16 protein-coding genes are annotated in these 14,416 nt (G+C 74.8%); 13 read left to right on the forward strand and 3 right to left on the reverse strand.

What is annotated here, in order from left to right; translation table 11 throughout:
• Positions 1-5 precede the first annotated feature (5 nt).
• The 4 genes from FB558_RS43485 to FB558_RS29195 all read left to right on the forward strand — a co-directional run bounded on the left by FB558_RS43485 (position 6) and on the right by FB558_RS29195 (position 3,841).
• A complete protein-coding gene (locus FB558_RS43485; RefSeq protein ID WP_170231576.1) occupies positions 6-179 on the forward strand; it encodes a hypothetical protein in 174 nt (57 codons plus the stop codon).
• Positions 180-363: 184 nt separating this feature from the next.
• On the forward strand, positions 364-1,053 hold the full coding sequence (locus FB558_RS29180) for a response regulator transcription factor (protein WP_142058765.1): 690 nt from the start codon (positions 364-366) through the stop codon (positions 1,051-1,053).
• Entirely contained in the window at positions 1,050-2,084 is a 1,035-nt protein-coding gene (locus FB558_RS29185; protein ID WP_142058767.1) for a HAMP domain-containing sensor histidine kinase, read from the forward strand. The genes FB558_RS29180 and FB558_RS29185 overlap by 4 nt, the downstream gene beginning before the upstream one ends.
• Positions 2,081-3,841 carry a DUF4153 domain-containing protein gene (locus FB558_RS29195; RefSeq protein WP_246106809.1) on the forward strand — a complete coding sequence of 587 codons (1,761 nt, stop codon included), beginning with the start codon at positions 2,081-2,083 and terminating at the stop codon, positions 3,839-3,841. The genes FB558_RS29185 and FB558_RS29195 overlap by 4 nt, the downstream gene beginning before the upstream one ends.
• A gap of 13 nt (positions 3,842-3,854) precedes the next feature.
• Here FB558_RS29195 and FB558_RS29200 read toward each other — a convergent pair whose 3' ends face one another.
• Entirely contained in the window at positions 3,855-4,730 is an 876-nt protein-coding gene (locus tag FB558_RS29200) for a phosphotransferase family protein (protein ID WP_211366903.1), read from the reverse strand.
• 218 nt (positions 4,731-4,948) lie between these two features.
• On the opposite strand from FB558_RS29200, the gene FB558_RS29205 reads away from it, so the two are divergent.
• The 4 genes from FB558_RS29205 (at position 4,949) to FB558_RS29220 (ending at position 8,759) form a co-directional block, all read left to right on the forward strand.
• Complete coding sequence (locus FB558_RS29205) at positions 4,949-5,308, forward strand: hypothetical protein (protein WP_142058769.1); 360 nt, start codon at positions 4,949-4,951, stop codon at positions 5,306-5,308.
• A 24-nt stretch (positions 5,309-5,332) separates the two neighbouring features.
• Positions 5,333-7,384, forward strand: coding sequence for an NAD(+) synthase (locus FB558_RS29210; protein WP_142058771.1), 2,052 nt, complete (start codon positions 5,333-5,335; stop codon positions 7,382-7,384).
• Entirely contained in the window at positions 7,381-8,046 is a 666-nt protein-coding gene (locus tag FB558_RS29215; protein ID WP_246106810.1) for a SanA/YdcF family protein, read from the forward strand. Before FB558_RS29210 ends, FB558_RS29215 begins: the two co-directional genes overlap by 4 nt.
• A 68-nt stretch (positions 8,047-8,114) precedes the next feature.
• Entirely contained in the window at positions 8,115-8,759 is a 645-nt protein-coding gene (locus FB558_RS29220; protein WP_246106811.1) for a class I SAM-dependent DNA methyltransferase, read from the forward strand.
• 58 nt (positions 8,760-8,817) lie between these two features.
• Here FB558_RS29220 and FB558_RS29225 read toward each other — a convergent pair whose 3' ends face one another.
• Positions 8,818-9,354 (reverse strand): pyridoxamine 5'-phosphate oxidase family protein, encoded by a 537-nt coding sequence (locus tag FB558_RS29225; protein WP_142058773.1) that lies wholly within the window; start codon positions 9,352-9,354, stop codon positions 8,818-8,820.
• 111 nt (positions 9,355-9,465) lie between these two features.
• On the opposite strand from FB558_RS29225, the gene FB558_RS29230 reads away from it, so the two are divergent.
• Positions 9,466-10,203, forward strand: coding sequence for an HNH endonuclease family protein (locus FB558_RS29230; protein WP_246106812.1), 738 nt, complete (start codon positions 9,466-9,468; stop codon positions 10,201-10,203).
• Between the two features lie 57 nt (positions 10,204-10,260).
• Here the strand turns inward: FB558_RS29230 and FB558_RS29235 are convergent, their stop codons facing one another.
• On the reverse strand, positions 10,261-10,491 hold the full coding sequence (locus tag FB558_RS29235; RefSeq protein ID WP_142058776.1) for a hypothetical protein: 231 nt from the start codon (positions 10,489-10,491) through the stop codon (positions 10,261-10,263).
• A 134-nt stretch (positions 10,492-10,625) separates the two neighbouring features.
• Between FB558_RS29235 and FB558_RS29240 the strand changes: the two genes are divergently transcribed.
• From FB558_RS29240 to FB558_RS29255, 4 genes are all read left to right on the forward strand, one after another.
• On the forward strand, positions 10,626-11,621 hold the full coding sequence (locus tag FB558_RS29240) for an ABC transporter substrate-binding protein (protein ID WP_142058778.1): 996 nt from the start codon (positions 10,626-10,628) through the stop codon (positions 11,619-11,621).
• Positions 11,622-11,847: 226 nt separating this feature from the next.
• Positions 11,848-12,846 (forward strand): methionine ABC transporter ATP-binding protein, encoded by a 999-nt coding sequence (locus tag FB558_RS29245; RefSeq protein WP_142058780.1) that lies wholly within the window; start codon positions 11,848-11,850, stop codon positions 12,844-12,846.
• Complete coding sequence (locus FB558_RS29250; protein WP_246106813.1) at positions 12,843-13,529, forward strand: methionine ABC transporter permease; 687 nt, start codon at positions 12,843-12,845, stop codon at positions 13,527-13,529. The genes FB558_RS29245 and FB558_RS29250 overlap by 4 nt, the downstream gene beginning before the upstream one ends.
• A gap of 25 nt (positions 13,530-13,554) precedes the next feature.
• Complete coding sequence (locus tag FB558_RS29255; RefSeq protein WP_142058781.1) at positions 13,555-14,385, forward strand: MetQ/NlpA family ABC transporter substrate-binding protein; 831 nt, start codon at positions 13,555-13,557, stop codon at positions 14,383-14,385.
• The last annotated feature ends 31 nt before the right edge of the window (positions 14,386-14,416 follow it).

Consider the following 14,416-nt stretch of genomic DNA (forward strand, 5'->3'; position numbering starts at 1 on the left):
GTGAGGTGGCGAAACAGGTGAGCAACGGCGACGACGCGCAGCGCGCCCGGCTGGCGCGCCTGTTGCGCGACCCCGCCACCTACTTCGCCGACGCCCGCCGCCAGGCCCACGAGCAGGCCAAGCGCCTGGTCGAAGCCCGCCTGGAAGCGCCCGGCGAGCCCTCCCCCGGCCGCCCGTAGGCGAAGGCCCGCCCGCTCCCGCTCCCGCTCCCGCACGCCGAGCTCCACCGCACGTTGGAGCCGTACTGCTGGTGAACGGGCTCAGAAACAGCAGTAGGGCTCCAAGGTGCGGACGGCGGGGCCTGCACAGGATCTCCACATCACGCACCATCCGCCTCCATCACCGGCGGCTAGGTTCGGCGCCATGAGCGAGGGGCGCCGGCGGGTGCTGGTGGTGGACGACGAGCCGACGATCGCGAGCTCGATCGCGGCCCGGCTGCGGGCCGAGGGCTACGCCGTCGACGTGGCGCACGACGGTCCCGCGGCGATGGCGCGCTTCGAGGCGGGCGAGCCCGACCTCGTCGTGCTCGACGTGATGCTGCCCGGCTTCGACGGCCTCGAGGTGTGCCGGCGCATCCAGGCGAGCCGGTCCGTCCCGGTGCTCATGCTCACCGCGCGCGACACCGAGACCGACCTGCTCGTCGGTCTGGCCGTCGGCGCCGACGACTACCTGACCAAGCCGTTCTCGATCCGCGAGCTGGCCGCGCGGGTCGGAGTGCTGTTCCGGCGGGTCGACCGGGCCGCCGAGCAGCGCACCGGCGACCCGCGGATCGTCCTGGGCGACCTGGAGATCGACCCCGCCCAGCGGCGAGTGCTGCGCGCGGGCGAGGCCGCCCACCTCACGCCCACGGAGTTCGACCTGCTGGTGCACCTCGCCCGGCAGCCGCGCACCGTGCACCCGCGCGAGGCGCTGCTCGCAAGCGTCTGGGGCTGGCAGGACGCCACCGCCACCCGCGCCGTCGACAGCCACGTCAAGGCGCTGCGCCGCAAGCTCGGCGCCGACCTGATCCGCACCGTGCACGGCGTCGGCTACGCGCTCGAGGTGGAGCGGTGATTCGGCTGGCCGCGCTCGCCGACCAGCTGCCCCGCCCGCTCGACCCGCTGCGCTCGATCAAGCTCAAGATCAGCGTCCTGCTGCTGGGCTCCGGCGCGGCCGGGATCGTCTACCTGTGGCAGGAGTACCGGTGGCTGCCGCCGCTGTCGACCACGCTGATCGCGCTCGCGATCGTGCTGCTCACCGCGCAGGTGCTCGCCCACGGCATGACGCGGCCGCTGCGGGAGATGACGGCGGCGGCGATCGCGATGGCGCGGGGCGACTACACGCGGCGGGTCCGCGCCACGTCGAAGGACGAGGTCGGCACGCTCGCCGCGGCGTTCAACCGGATGGCCGCCGACCTCGCCGCCGCCGACCAGCAGCGCCGCGAGCTCATCGCCAACGTCTCGCACGAGCTGCGCACGCCGATCGCCGCCCTGCAGGCGGTGCTGGAGAACGTCGCGGACGGCGTGGCCGAGCCGGACCCGGCCACGCTGCGCACCGCGCTCGCCCAGACCGAGCGGCTCGGGACGCTCGTCACCGAGCTGCTCGACCTGTCCCGGATCGACGCCGGCGCGCTCACGTTGACGCCGGAGTCCGTGGCGCTCACCCCGCTGCTCGACGAGGCGGTGGCCGAGGCTCGCGTCGCGGCGGAGGTGGCGGGGCGCGACGTCGGGTTCCGGCTCGACGTGCAGCCCCCGCAGCTGGCGGTGCGCGCCGACCGCGGGCGGCTGCACCAGGTCGTGGTCAACCTGCTCGACAACGCCGCGCGGCACGCGCCGCCGGGAACCGACGTCCACGTGGTCGGACGCCGAGAGGGAGGGGAGCTCGTGCTCGAGGTGCGGGACGAGGGACCGGGGATCCCCCCGGAGGAACGCGACCGGGTGTTCCACCGCTTCACGCGCGGCGAGCGCGCCGTGGGCGGCGGCACCGGGCTGGGGCTCTCCATCGCCCGCTGGGTGGTGGAGCTGCACGGCGGGCGCATCGCGGTGGCCGACACCCCCGCCGGTGCGGGCTGCCGCATCCGCGTGAGCCTGCCGGGGCGGTCGTGAACGCGCCGGACGGGGCCCGGCCGGCGGGGGCCGCGAGCTCCGGAGCCGACGAGCTGGCCGGCACGAACGCCGGACCCGGCGAACCGGGCGCGGCGAGCACCGCAGGCGCGAGCACGCCGTCGGACGCACCGGCCGGAGCGGGCAGCGAACCCCGGGGGACGGCGGGCCCGGACGGTCCGAGCGGGGCGGGGGCGCGGCCCGCCACGGCCGCCGTCGCCGTTCTGGAACCGGACGAGCCGGTCACGGCCGCTGCGTCCTCGGGGTCGACCGCGGCGCCGGACCGGTCGGGCACGGCAGTCACCGCCACGCCGATCGAGGTCTTCCCCGCCTGGCGCGGACCGTCTGCGCCGCCCACATGGCCGGTGCTCGGTGCCGCGATCGCCGTGGGGGCGACCGCGGCCGCGGCCGTGCCGCTGGGCCGGCCGGGGCTGGGCTGGTTCGTCGTCGCCGTCGTGGCCGCGGTGGCGATGGTGCCGGTCGCGCGGCACGCCCGCCGGCGCGACCCGGGCGCGCCGACGACGTGGCGGGCCGATGCGACCGACGCCGCATGGGGGCTCGCGGCGGTCGGGCTGGCCGGCGTCGCCACGGTCCGCGACGCGCCGTGGCTCGTGGCGTTGTGCCTGCTCGCCTCCGTCGCGGCGGCCTCGGTCGCCGTCGCCGGACGGCACTTCCGCAGCACCGCCTTCGCCGCGATCGCCGTCCCGCTCGCCGGTTTCCGGGCGCTGCCCTGGGTCGGCAGGGCCCTGCGGCGGGTCCGCCGCGACGCCGCAGGCGCGCGGACCGTCACCTCGGCGCTGGTCGGGCTGGGCCTGCTGGCGGTGTTCGGCCCCCTGCTGGCCTCGGCGGACCCGGCGTTCGGCCGCCTCCTGGACGGCCTGCTGCCCACCGTCGACGGCCCGCACCTGATCCGCTGGACGGCCCTGTTCGCGCTCGGCGCCTGCGGGCTGCTCGGCGCCGGGTTCGTGCTGCTGGGCCCGCCCGCGCCGCCGGTCGCGCACCCGGCGGGGCCGCTGCGGCTGCGCCGCGTGGAGTGGGCGCTGCCGATCGGGCTGCTGGTGGGGCTGTTCACGCTGTTCGTCGGGGTGCAGTTCGCCACGCTGTTCGGATCCGACGACCACGTCCTGCGAACGACCGGCCTCACCTACGCCGAGTACGCCCGCAGCGGGTTCTGGCAGCTGCTCGCGGTGACGGTGCTGGCGCTGGGCGTCGTGCTGCTCACCTCCCGGTTCGCGCCGGCACCGACCCCGGCCGACCGCGCGTGGAAGCGGGGGCTGCTGGCCGCCCTCACCGTCCTCACGCTGGTGATCGTCGCGTCCGCGCTGAGCCGGATGTGGCTCTACCAGGAGGCCTACGGGTTCACGACGCTGCGCCTGCTCGTGCTGGCCTGCGAGATGTGGCTGGGCGCCTGCTTCCTGCTGGTGCTCGTGGCGGTGGTGCGGCTGCGCGCGAAGCCGGTGGTGCGCGAGATGGCGGCGGCCGGGCTGGTCGCGCTACTGGCGCTGGCGGTGCTGGACCCGGAGCGGTTCATCGCCGCGCACAACGTCGCGCGGCACGCGGTCACCGGCCAGCTCGACCAGACCTACCTCGCCACGCTGTCCGCCGACGCGGTGCCCGCTCTGCTCGAGCTCCCGCAGCCGCAGCGCTGCGAGACCCTCGGCCACATCGCCGACCGGCTCGACGCACCCGACGAGGACTGGACGAGCTGGAACGCCGCCCGGGCCGCCGCCCGCGACGCCCTGGTCGACGTCCGCTGCTGACCGGGCGGCAGCGCTACTCGGGGAACAGCCGGGCCATCGCCTCCATCGCCGCCGCGATGTAGGCCCGCCGCCCGGTCTCGATGCCGTACTCGAGGTCCTCGAGCAGCCGGCAGCGGGCGTAGAACGCGGCGCGCTCGCGCAGGCCGGGCACGTCCGCGCCGCCGGACGGGTAGCGGGCGAGCGCGACGTCGAGACCGTCGGCACCCAGGTCGCGCAGCACCAGGCCGAAGTCGAGCGCCGGGTCGGTGACGGCCGCGTCGGCCCAGTCGATCACGCCGGTGACCGCGCCGGTGGCCGGGTCCACGAGCACGTGCTCGGCACCCAGGTCGTTGTGGGAGAAGACGGCGTCGCCCGAGGGCTCCGGCGGTGGGGCGGCGAGCAGCAGCGCCTCGACCGCGCGGTGGTGGCGCATCGGCACCCGCGCCGCCACCGCCTCCCAGGACCGGGCGGCCTCGCGCAGCCACGACCCGGGTGCGGTGTCGTCCACCCCGACGAGCGGGGCCACCTCCGCGGGGGGCACCGCGTGCAGCACGGCCAGCAGCCCGCCCAGCGCCGCCGCCACCGCCGGCCGGTGCGCGGCCCGCGCGGCGGGCGGCACGTCCAGCAGCGGCACCCCGGGCAGCAGCGCGTACGCCAGGCAGCCCCGCTCCGGCGCGGTGAACACCGGATGCGGCACCGGCACCGGCGACCGCTCGGCCACCAGCTCCAGCACACGCGCCTCGCGCACGACGCGCTCGGCGTCGCCGCGGACGGCGAACCGGACGACCAGCTCCCCGTCGACCAGGAACGCGACGTTGTCCAAGCCGCCGCCCAGCGGCTCGATCGTCCGGGCGGCGACGGCGGGCAGGTGCTCCGCGAGCACCGCGCGCACCACCGCCGGGCCGACCACGACGCCGACCCTAGTGCCTCCCGCCGGGGGTTCGCCGGGGAAGGATCGGCTGAGCCGCAGGGGTGATCAGCGTCTGCGGTCGTAGGGACGCACCGGTGCGGTTCTGGCACCGCAGGCGCCGATCATGTCGACCGGCCACCCGCACGATTGGAGGGGCACGCTCGACCACATGACATCCAGCTGGCCTCCTCCGCGTCGGGACGACGGAGGCGATCGATGTGCTTCCGGACCTCGACGTCACGGATCTGTCCTGGTCCCGTCCGGACGCAGCGGGGCTCCCCCGCCTGGCCGAACGGCGGCTCGAGCAGTTGCGCTCGCTGACCTCGGCACCGCCGGCGTACCTCACCGAGCTCGGAGTGCGGGTCGAGGCGGTCGAGCTGACGAGCGCCGGCGTCGACTCGACCGTCGACATCGTGTTCACGGCACCGGTGCGGCCGGGCCTGACGCTGGTCCGGACCGTCGAGCTGTTCGACGAGGTGGGGGCGCCGATCGAAGATCCCACGGATCTGCACGAGGACCTGAACAGCGGCTTCCTGCCACCCGCGTCCGCGGCGCAGGACGGCGTCCTGCACGTCTGATGCCGCTCCGGCAGACTCGCCGTCGTGGACTTCCGCTCCCCCTACCGCCACGGCTTCCTGCGGGTCTCGGCCTGCACCCTCACGACGACGATCGCCCAACCGGCCGCGAACGCCGACGCGGTGCTGCGCCTCGCCCGGGAGTGCCACGACGACGGGGTCGGGCTCGCGGTCTTCCCCGAGCTGACGCTGTCGGGGTACTCGATCGAGGACATCCTGCTGCAGGACACGCTGCTCGACACCGTCGAGGAGGCGCTGGCGCAGGTGGTGGCCGGCTCGGCCGACCTGCTGCCGGTGCTGGTCGTCGGGGCGCCGCTGCGCCACCGGCACCGCGTCTACAACACCGCCGTCGTGATCCACCGCGGGCGTGTCCTCGGGGTGGCGCCGAAGTCGTACCTACCGAACTACCGGGAGTTCTACGAGCGGCGCCAGCTCGCACCCGGCGACGACCAGCGCGGCACGATCCGGGTGGGCGGCGAGGACGTCCCGTTCGGGCCCGACCTGCTGTTCGAGGCCGCCGACGTGGCCGGGTTCGTGCTGCACGTCGAGGTGTGCGAGGACATGTTCGTGCCGGTGCCGCCCAGCGCGGAGGCCGCGCTCGCGGGCGCCACGGTGCTGGCGAACCTCTCGGGCAGCCCGATCACGGTGGGCCGCGCGGAGGACCGCTGCCTGCTCGCGCGCTCGGCGTCGTCGCGCTGCCTCGCCGCGTACGTGTACTCGGCGGCGGGCGAGGGCGAGTCCACCACGGACCTGTCCTGGGACGGCCAGACGATGATCTGGGAGAACGGGGTGCTGCTCGCCGACACCGAGCGCTTCCCGCGGGGTCCGCGCCGGTCCGTGGCGGACGTCGACCTGGACCTGCTGCGCAACGAGCGCGCCCGGATGGGCACCTTCGACGACAACCGCCGCCACCACGCCGCGCGGCTCGACGACTTCCGCCGGGTCCCGTTCCGGCTGGACCCGCCCGGCACGGACATCGGCCTGCGCCGCGAGATCGAGCGGTTCCCGTTCGTCCCGGCCGACGAGTCCCGGCTGGAGCAGGACTGCTACGAGGCCTACAGCATCCAGGTGGCCGGCCTGGAGCAGCGGATGCGCGCGATCAACCAGCCCAAGATCGTCATCGGGGTCTCGGGCGGGTTGGACTCGACGCACGCGCTGATCGTCGCGGCGAAGGCGATGGACCGGGAGGGCCGCCCGCGCAGCGACATCCTCGGCTTCACGCTGCCCGGGTTCGCCACCGGCGACCGCACCAAGGGCAACGCCACCCGGCTCGCGGAGGCCCTCGGGATCACGTTCACCGAGCTCGACATCACCGAAACCGCGCGGCTCATGCTGAAGAACCTGGAGCACCCGTTCTCCCAGGGCGAGCCGGTGTACGACGTGACGTTCGAGAACGTGCAGGCCGGGCTGCGCACCGACTACCTGTTCCGCGCGGCCAACCAGCGCGGCGGCATCGTGCTCGGCACCGGCGACCTGTCCGAGCTGGCGCTGGGCTGGTCCACCTACGGGGTCGGCGACCAGATGTCGCACTACAACGTCAACGGCGGGGTGCCGAAGACGCTGATCCAGCACCTCATCCGCTGGGTCGTGTCGTCGGAGCAGTTCGACGAGGAGGTGGGCGCCGTGCTCACCGACGTCCTCGACACCGAGATCACCCCGGAGCTGGTGCCCAGCGGCGAGGACGAGGAGGTGCAGAGCAGCGAGGCGAAGGTCGGGCCGTACGCGCTGCAGGACTTCAACCTCTTCCACGTCCTGCGCTACGGCTTCCGCCCGTCGAAGATCGCCTTCCTCGCCTGGCACGCCTGGCACGACCCGCAGGCCGGGGACTGGCCGCCCGGGTTCCCGGAGGACGAGCGGCCGTCCTACGGATTGGGCGAGATCAGGCACTGGCTGGAGGTGTTCGCGCAGCGCTTCTACGGGTTCAGCCAGTTCAAGCGCTCCGCGCTGCCGAACGGGCCGAAGGTGGCGGCGGGCGGGTCGCTGTCGCCGCGGGGCGACTGGCGGGCGCCGTCGGACATGTCGGCGGAGATCTGGCTTCAGGAGATCCACAGAGAGGTCCCGGCAGACTGGAAGTCGTGAGCCGGAGACTCTGGTCCCTCGCGGTGCTGCTGGCGCCGCTGCTCGTCGCCACGCCACTGGCCTGGTTCGCCGTGTCCACCGACAGCAGGCGGACCACGGCCGACCGCGCCGAGGCGCGGCCCGTCGCGATCGTGCTCGGCGCGGGGCTGCGCCGGGACGGGCGCCCGACCCTGCTGCTCGCCCGGCGCCTGGACGTCGCCGCCGACCTGTACCACCGCGGCACGGTCGACGCGGTGCTGGTCACCGGGGCCGACGACGAGCCCGGCTCCATGCGCCGCTACCTGCAGACCGCGGGCGTTCCCGCGGCGAAGATCGTGGAGGACGACGCCGGGTTCCGCACCTGGGACTCGTGCGTCCGGGCGCACGAGGTGTACGGCGTGCGCTCGGCGATCGTCGTGACGCAGGCGTTCCACCTGCCGCGCGCGGTGGTCCTCTGCCGCGCCGCGGGAATCGACGCCGCCGGCGTCGGCGACCCGAGCCTGCCCGCGCGCCGCTCCGCCACCGTGTACGGCTGGCTGCGGGAGGTACCGGCCGCGGTCAAGGCCCTCGGCGACACGCTCTTCCGGCCGGCGCCGCAGCGGCTCGGACCGCCGACGGCCGCCCTGGCCGACGCCGTGGCCGCCCCGCGCCTTCGCACTCAGGACGCCGGCCGCAGCTCGTGATCCTGCTGCGCCCGGCCCTGGTGGCCGCGGCGCTCGGAATCGTCGGACGCCGTTCGTAGCGTGCTCCCGTGCTGCAGCCTTCCGACCTCGAGACGGTCCGCGAATCCTACGATCGAGTCGCCGATGCCTATGTGGAGCTCGCCATGGGCCGGTTGGAGCCCGAGCCGTGGCTACGGGCCGTGCTCGCCGCGTTCGCCGAGTCCGTCCGCGGCCTCGGCCCGGTCCTGGACGTCGGTTGCGGCCCCGGCACCGTCACCGCGCACCTCACCGGGCTCGGTCTGGACGCCTCGGGCGTCGACCTGTCGCCGCGCATGGTCGAGCACGCCCGCCGGCAGTACCCCGACCTGCGGTTCTCCGTCGCCTCGGCCACCGAGCTCGACCTCGCGCCGGCCTCGCTCGGCGGCGTGCTCGGCTGGTGGTCGCTGTTCAACCTCCCGCGGGAGGCGCTGCCCGGGGTGTTGGCGGCCTTCGCCGAGGCGCTCGTCCCCGGCGGCCAGGCGCTGGTCGGCACGCACGTCGGCGAGGGCGACATCGCGCGCACCGAGGGGTACGGCGGCCTTCCGGTGTCCTGGACGACCCACCTGTACCGTCCCGAGGAGCTCACCGGGATGCTGGTCGACGCCGGCCTCGAGGTGGTCGCCGACCTGCGGCTGCCGGCACAGCCACCGTCCCTGCGCCCGCAGGTGCTGCTCGCCGCGCGGCGCCCGGCCTGATCTGCAGTATCGGTTGCCCATTGCTGTCCGCACGACAACGGGCAACCGATACCGCGGATCACGAGCCGGTCGCCGCCCCGTCGAGCAGCCGCTGCGGCTCGCTCGCGTAGACCGTCATCCAGGTCGGCCGCAGCCGGAAGTAGACCACGTCGGACCAGTCGAACCCCGTGTCGCCGTAGATGCCGTACAGGTACTCGCGGATCTGCGGCCAGTCCGGGTCGGCGGGCCCGTCCACCGGGTTGAGCTCCTCGGCGACGCCGTGGACGAAGACGCCCAGCTCCTCCCCGCGCAGGTGCGCGACGCTCGCCGCGGGCCGCGCGCGGAGGTGCCGCGCCTTCGCGGCGCCCCGGCTCGTGCCGAACACCCAGCGACCGTGCAGGAAGTGGCCGTCCACGGCGCTCACGCGCGGCTCGCCCTGCGCCGTGACCGTGGACAGGACCAGGACGCACATGCCGGTGAGCACGCGCACCGCCTGCGCGGCGTCCAGGCTGCGCTCGCCCGGCGTGATGATCGACTTCAGGTGCGCGGTCGACCGCGCGAGGGACTGGTCGATGAGGGTCTGCAGGTCCCGGATCTCCGGCTCGGTCTCGTACACGCGTCGAGCATGACGGTGGTCCCTGACAGATCACGTCAAGGAAACCGGGATCACGTCAGCGGGTCGGCGCGCCGCCCCGGCGGGCCGGCCTGCCCTCGCCATCCTGACTCCGTGCGAGCTCGCGGCGTGGCGTTCCTGGCGACGGTGGTCCTCGCCGCCGGTCTGGCGACCGGGTGCTCGGGGATCACGATCGAACCGGTGTCGCAGGCCCCGGCGTCCGGTGACGCCGCCGCCGCGCTGGCCGCGCTGCCGGTCAAGGGGCGGGCACCCCGCACGGGGTACGACCGCGACGAGTTCGGGCAGCGCTGGGCCGACGTCGACCGGAACGGCTGCGACCAGCGCAACGACGTGCTCGCCCGGGACCTCGTCGACGAGGCGTTCCGCGCGGGCACGCGGGAGTGCGTCGTGCTCAACGGCCGGCTCGCCGACCCGTACACGGGACGGACGATCGACTTCACCCGCGGGCAGGGCACGAGCGACGACGTGCAGATCGACCACGTCGTCGCGCTGTCGAACGCCTGGCAGACCGGCGCGCAGCAGCTGGCCCCCGACACGCGCGAGCTGCTCGGGAACGACCCGCTCAACCTGCTCGCCGTGGACGGCCCGACGAACGCGTCCAAGGGTGACGGCGACGCCGCGACGTGGCTCCCGCCGGTCCGCGGCTACCGGTGCGCCTACGTGGCCCGGCAGGTGGCGGTGAAGAGCAAGTACGGGCTGTGGGTGACGAGCGCCGAACGCGAGGCGATCGCGCGGATCCTGACCGGCTGCCCGGGCGAACCGCTGCCCGCGGACCCGGCGGTCCCGGCGCCCACCGAGGAGCTGCGGGCCCTGCGGAGCGGCACCGGGTGACACCGGACCGGGAGCGGCCCGCCGGCGCTCGTGCGGCGGCGGGCCGGGGTGGTCGGCTCAGCGGGCGAGGCGCCGGGCCAGCATCTCCTTGCCCTGCTCGGCGCCCTTGCGGCTCTCGCCCTGGGCGCGGCGGAAGAACTCGGCCAGCTCGTCGTCGCCGTCGCGCTCGGCGTCCTGGCAGTACTGCTCGAGGCGCAGCGCGTTGCTCAGGCAGGCCTCGGTGAACCAGATGATGTTGTAGTCCTTGTCCTTGGTGCCGGTGACCTGACCGGTCTCGGAGGTCGACATCGGATCCCTCTCGTCGTCGGTTGGCCGTACCCGACCGAGGTACCCGCCGTGACGCCCGGCACACGGGGTCCGCGACGACCGCCCGCCGCGGCGGCCAGGTTAGGCTTCCCTCTCATTCGTGGAAAGGACGGGCCATGGGCCGGATCGGTGCGACGCTCGGTTCCCTCGCTGCACTGGGGGTGCTCCTCGGGACGGCCGCCTGCGGTGGCGCCGCGCCGGAGCAGGCGCCGGCCGCGCCCGCCGACGCCCCCGGTTTCCCGCGCGCGGTCGCCCACGCGATGGGCGAGACCGAGATCCCGGAGCGTCCGGAGCGGGTGGTGGCGCTGGACAACACCCTGTCCGGCGCCGTGCTGCTGCTCGGCACCGAGCTCGTCGGCTACACCACGCTGCAGGCCGCCGACGAGCCGCTGCCGTCCTACCTCGGCGCCGACGCGGAGCGCTTCGGTGCGAACGCCGTGCCGGTCGGGATGCTCACCAGCCCGAGCCTGGAGGCGATCGCCGCCCTCGAGCCGGACGTCATCCTGTCGGCGAAGGTCCGCCACGCCGACCTCTACGACGAGCTGAGCCGCATCGCGCCCACCGTGTTCTCCGAGACCACCGGCTCCACCTGGAAGGACAACATCCGGCTCACGGGACAGGTGCTCGGCTCGGAGGCGCAGGCCGAGGAGGCGATCACCGCGTTCGAGGCCCGCGCCCAGCGGGTGGGCGACGGGATCCGCGCGGCCACCGGCACCAACCCGGTCGTCTCCGTCGTCCGGTTCGTGGACGGGCCGGCACGCCTCTACACCGAGAGCACCTACTCCGGGGTGGTCCTCGCCGACGCCGGGCTGGCGCGCCCCCCGTCGCAGCAGGGCGGCGACCAGACCAGCGCGGGCCAGGTGGAGATCAGCGAGGAGCGGATCCTCGACGCGGACGCCGACCACATCTTCGTGACCACCTACCCGGACGGCGCCGGCGCGTCGGATGCCACCCGGGCGCGGTTCACCGCCAACCCGCTGTGGGGCGAGCTCACGGGGCAGATCCACGAGGTTCCCGACCTGACCTGGATGAGCGCCGTCGGCATGCAGGGCGCGCACGCGATCCTCGACGACCTCGCCGCGACCTTCGACGTGGACCCGGCGCGCGACTGACGGCTCCCGCTGTCACCGATCACACAGCCGCGTGAGTTGCACACCTCTGTACCGCCCCGGTTCACTGGTCGGGACATGAGTGCTGCCGCGCCACCCTGCCTGTTGACCCGCCGTCGCGTGGTCGACCAGTGCCGGCGCACCGCCACGGGCTGTCGCCCGCGCGGTTGACCCACTCCTCCCACCCCCACCTGCGCGCGTCGGCGATCCCGGCGTGCCTGGAGCACCCGTGATCTCGGTCGAACACCTGACCAAGGCATTCCCCGGCCCGACCGGCCCGCTGCGCGCCCTCGACGACGTCAGCCTCGAGGTCCCCGCCGGCACCGTCTGCGGTGTCGTCGGGCCCAGCGGCGCGGGCAAGTCCACGCTGGCGCGCTGCATCCCGCTGCTGGAGCGGCCCGACTCGGGCGCGGTCCGGGTGGACGGCACCGACCTCGTCGCGCTGCGCGGCGGGGCGCTGCGGGACGCGCGCCGGCGGATCGGCGTCGTACCGCAGGGCGACTCGCTGCTGCGCCAGCGCTCCGTCGCCGGCAACGTGGCGCTGCCTCTGGAGGCCGCCGGGGCCGACCGCGCGGAGCGGCGGGTGCGGGTCGGGGAGCTGCTGGAGCTGGTCGGCCTCGCCGACAAGGCCGCGGCCTACCCCGACCAGCTCTCCGGCGGCCAGCGCCAGCGCGTGGCCGTGGCCCGCGCGCTCGCAGCCCGTCCGCGGGTGCTGCTGGCCGACGAGCCGACCTCCGCCCTGGACCCCACGACCACCGCGTCCGTGCTCGACGTGCTGGAGCGGGCGCGGGTCGAGCTCGGGGTCACCGTCCTCGTGGTCACCCACGACATGTTCGTGGTGCGCCGCATCTGCGCGACGATCGCGGTCCTCGACCACGGGCGTGTCGTCGAGCACGGGTCGGTGCTGGACCTGGTGACCCGCCCGGGTAGCCGCGCCGCGACGGCGCTGCTGCCCCCGCTCGACGACGCGCTCCTCCCCGACCGCGGGGTGGTCGCCGACGTCGTGCTCACCGGGGACGCCGCGGCGAGCCCGCTGCTGTCCGGCACCGCCACGCGCCACGGCGCCGAGCTCACGCTGCTCGGCGGCGGGTTCACCGACCTCGCGGGAGTGCCCGTGGCGCGGTTCCGGATCGGGCTGGACGGCGGCGGGGCCGACGCCGCACTGGCCACGCTGGCCGACGCGGGCGCCGCGGTCGAGCGCGTCCCGACCCCGGTGGTGGTGGCATGAGCCGCGAGCCGACGGCCTGGGCCGAGGTGGTCGACCTGCTCGTGCCCGCGACCGGTGAGACCCTCTACATGGTCGGCGTGTCGACGGTGCTGGCCGCGGTGTTCGGCATCCCGCTCGGGGTGCTGCTGCACCTCACCGCGCCCGGCGGGCTGCACCCGCGGCCCGCCGTGCACCGCGTGCTCGGCGCGGTGGTCGACCTCGGCCGGGCGATGCCGTTCCTGGTGCTGCTCGTGCTGCTGCTGTCGGTCACCCGGTTCCTGGTCGGCTCGACGATCGGCCCGACCGCGGCGATCGTGCCCCTCGCGGTGGGGGCGATCCCGTTCGTCGGGCGGCTCGTCCAGAACGTGCTGGCCGAGGTGCACGTCGCGGTCGTCGAGGCCGCGGTGACGACCGGCGCGACCACGTGGAAGATCGTCCGCAGCGTCCTGCTGCGGGAGTCCGTGCCCGCGCTGCTCGGTGCCATCGGCGTCACCGCGATCACGCTCGTCGGCTACTCCGCGATGGCAGGCGTCGTCGGCGGCGGTGGCCTCGGCGACGTCGCCGTGCGGATCGGCTACCAGCGCTTCGACGACCGCGTGCTGTGGAGCACCGTGCTCGTCCTCGCCGTGCTGACCTCCCTGGTCCAGCTCGGTTTCACCCTCGCGGCCCGGCGGCTCGACCGCCGCCGGCACGCGTCTGCCTGACCTTCCCGGAAGGACCCCGCCCGTCATGCGACTGCGCTCTGCGCTCCTGTCCACCGTCGCCGCCCTCACGGCCGCCGTCACGCTCGCCGCCTGCGGCGCGGGCGCGCCCGAGGCCGCGGCGCCCACCGACCCGGCCGCCCCGCTGCGCGTCGGCGTCTCCCCCACCCCGCACGGGCAGATCCTGCGCTACGTCGCCGACGAGCTCGCCCCGGCGCAGAACCTGCAGATCGACGTCGTCGAGTTCACCGACTACGTGCAGCCCAACACCGCGCTGGTGGACGGCTCGCTCGACGCGAACTACTTCCAGACCGTTCCCTACCTGGAGGACTTCACCGCCACCAGCGGCGCCGACCTCGCCTGGGTCGCGCCGGTGCACGTCGAGCCGCTGGGGCTCTACTCGCGCACGCTGACCGACCTCGCCGCGCTGCCCGACGGCGCCACGATCGGCATCGCGAACGACGCCACCAACGAGGCGCGCGGCCTGCGGCTGCTCGCGGCCAACGGCCTGATCACGCTCAACCCCGGCTCGGACACCACGGCCACGCCGCGTGACATCGCCACCAACCCGAAGAACCTGCAGTTCAGCGAGCTGGAGGCGGCGCAGCTGCCGCGCAGCCTCGACGACACCGACGCGTCGGTCGTCAACGGCAACTACGCGATCGACGCCGGGCTGAACCCGGCGCAGGACGCGATCGTGCTCGAGTCGGCCGAGGGCAACCCCAACGCCAACGGCCTGGTGACCCGCACCGAGCTGCAGGGCGACCCGCGGATCACGGCGCTGGCGCAGCTGCTGCAGTCTCCGGAGGTGAAGGCCTACATCGAGCAGACCTTCGCGGGTGCGGTCATCCCGGTCTGACGAACCGAGGCTAGGCTTCCCTCAGTTTGCG

Source organism: Pseudonocardia kunmingensis (genome assembly GCF_006716445.1).
GTDB classification, from domain to species: Bacteria; Actinomycetota; Actinomycetes; order Mycobacteriales; family Pseudonocardiaceae; genus Pseudonocardia; species Pseudonocardia kunmingensis.

What these genes read in the sequence shown, in the direction of transcription:
- FB558_RS29180 (WP_142058765.1), top strand. Translation starts at nt 364, where the DNA reads ATGAGCGAGGGGCGCCGGCGGGTGCTGGTGGTGGACGACGAGCCGACG.
- FB558_RS29250 (WP_246106813.1), top strand. Translation starts at nt 12,843, where the DNA reads ATGAGCCGCGAGCCGACGGCCTGGGCCGAGGTGGTCGACCTGCTCGTG.
- FB558_RS29240 (WP_142058778.1), top strand. Translation starts at nt 10,626, where the DNA reads ATGGGCCGGATCGGTGCGACGCTCGGTTCCCTCGCTGCACTGGGGGTG.
- FB558_RS29235 (WP_142058776.1), bottom strand. Translation starts at nt 10,491, where the DNA reads ATGTCGACCTCCGAGACCGGTCAGGTCACCGGCACCAAGGACAAGGAC.
- FB558_RS29255 (WP_142058781.1), top strand. Translation starts at nt 13,555, where the DNA reads ATGCGACTGCGCTCTGCGCTCCTGTCCACCGTCGCCGCCCTCACGGCC.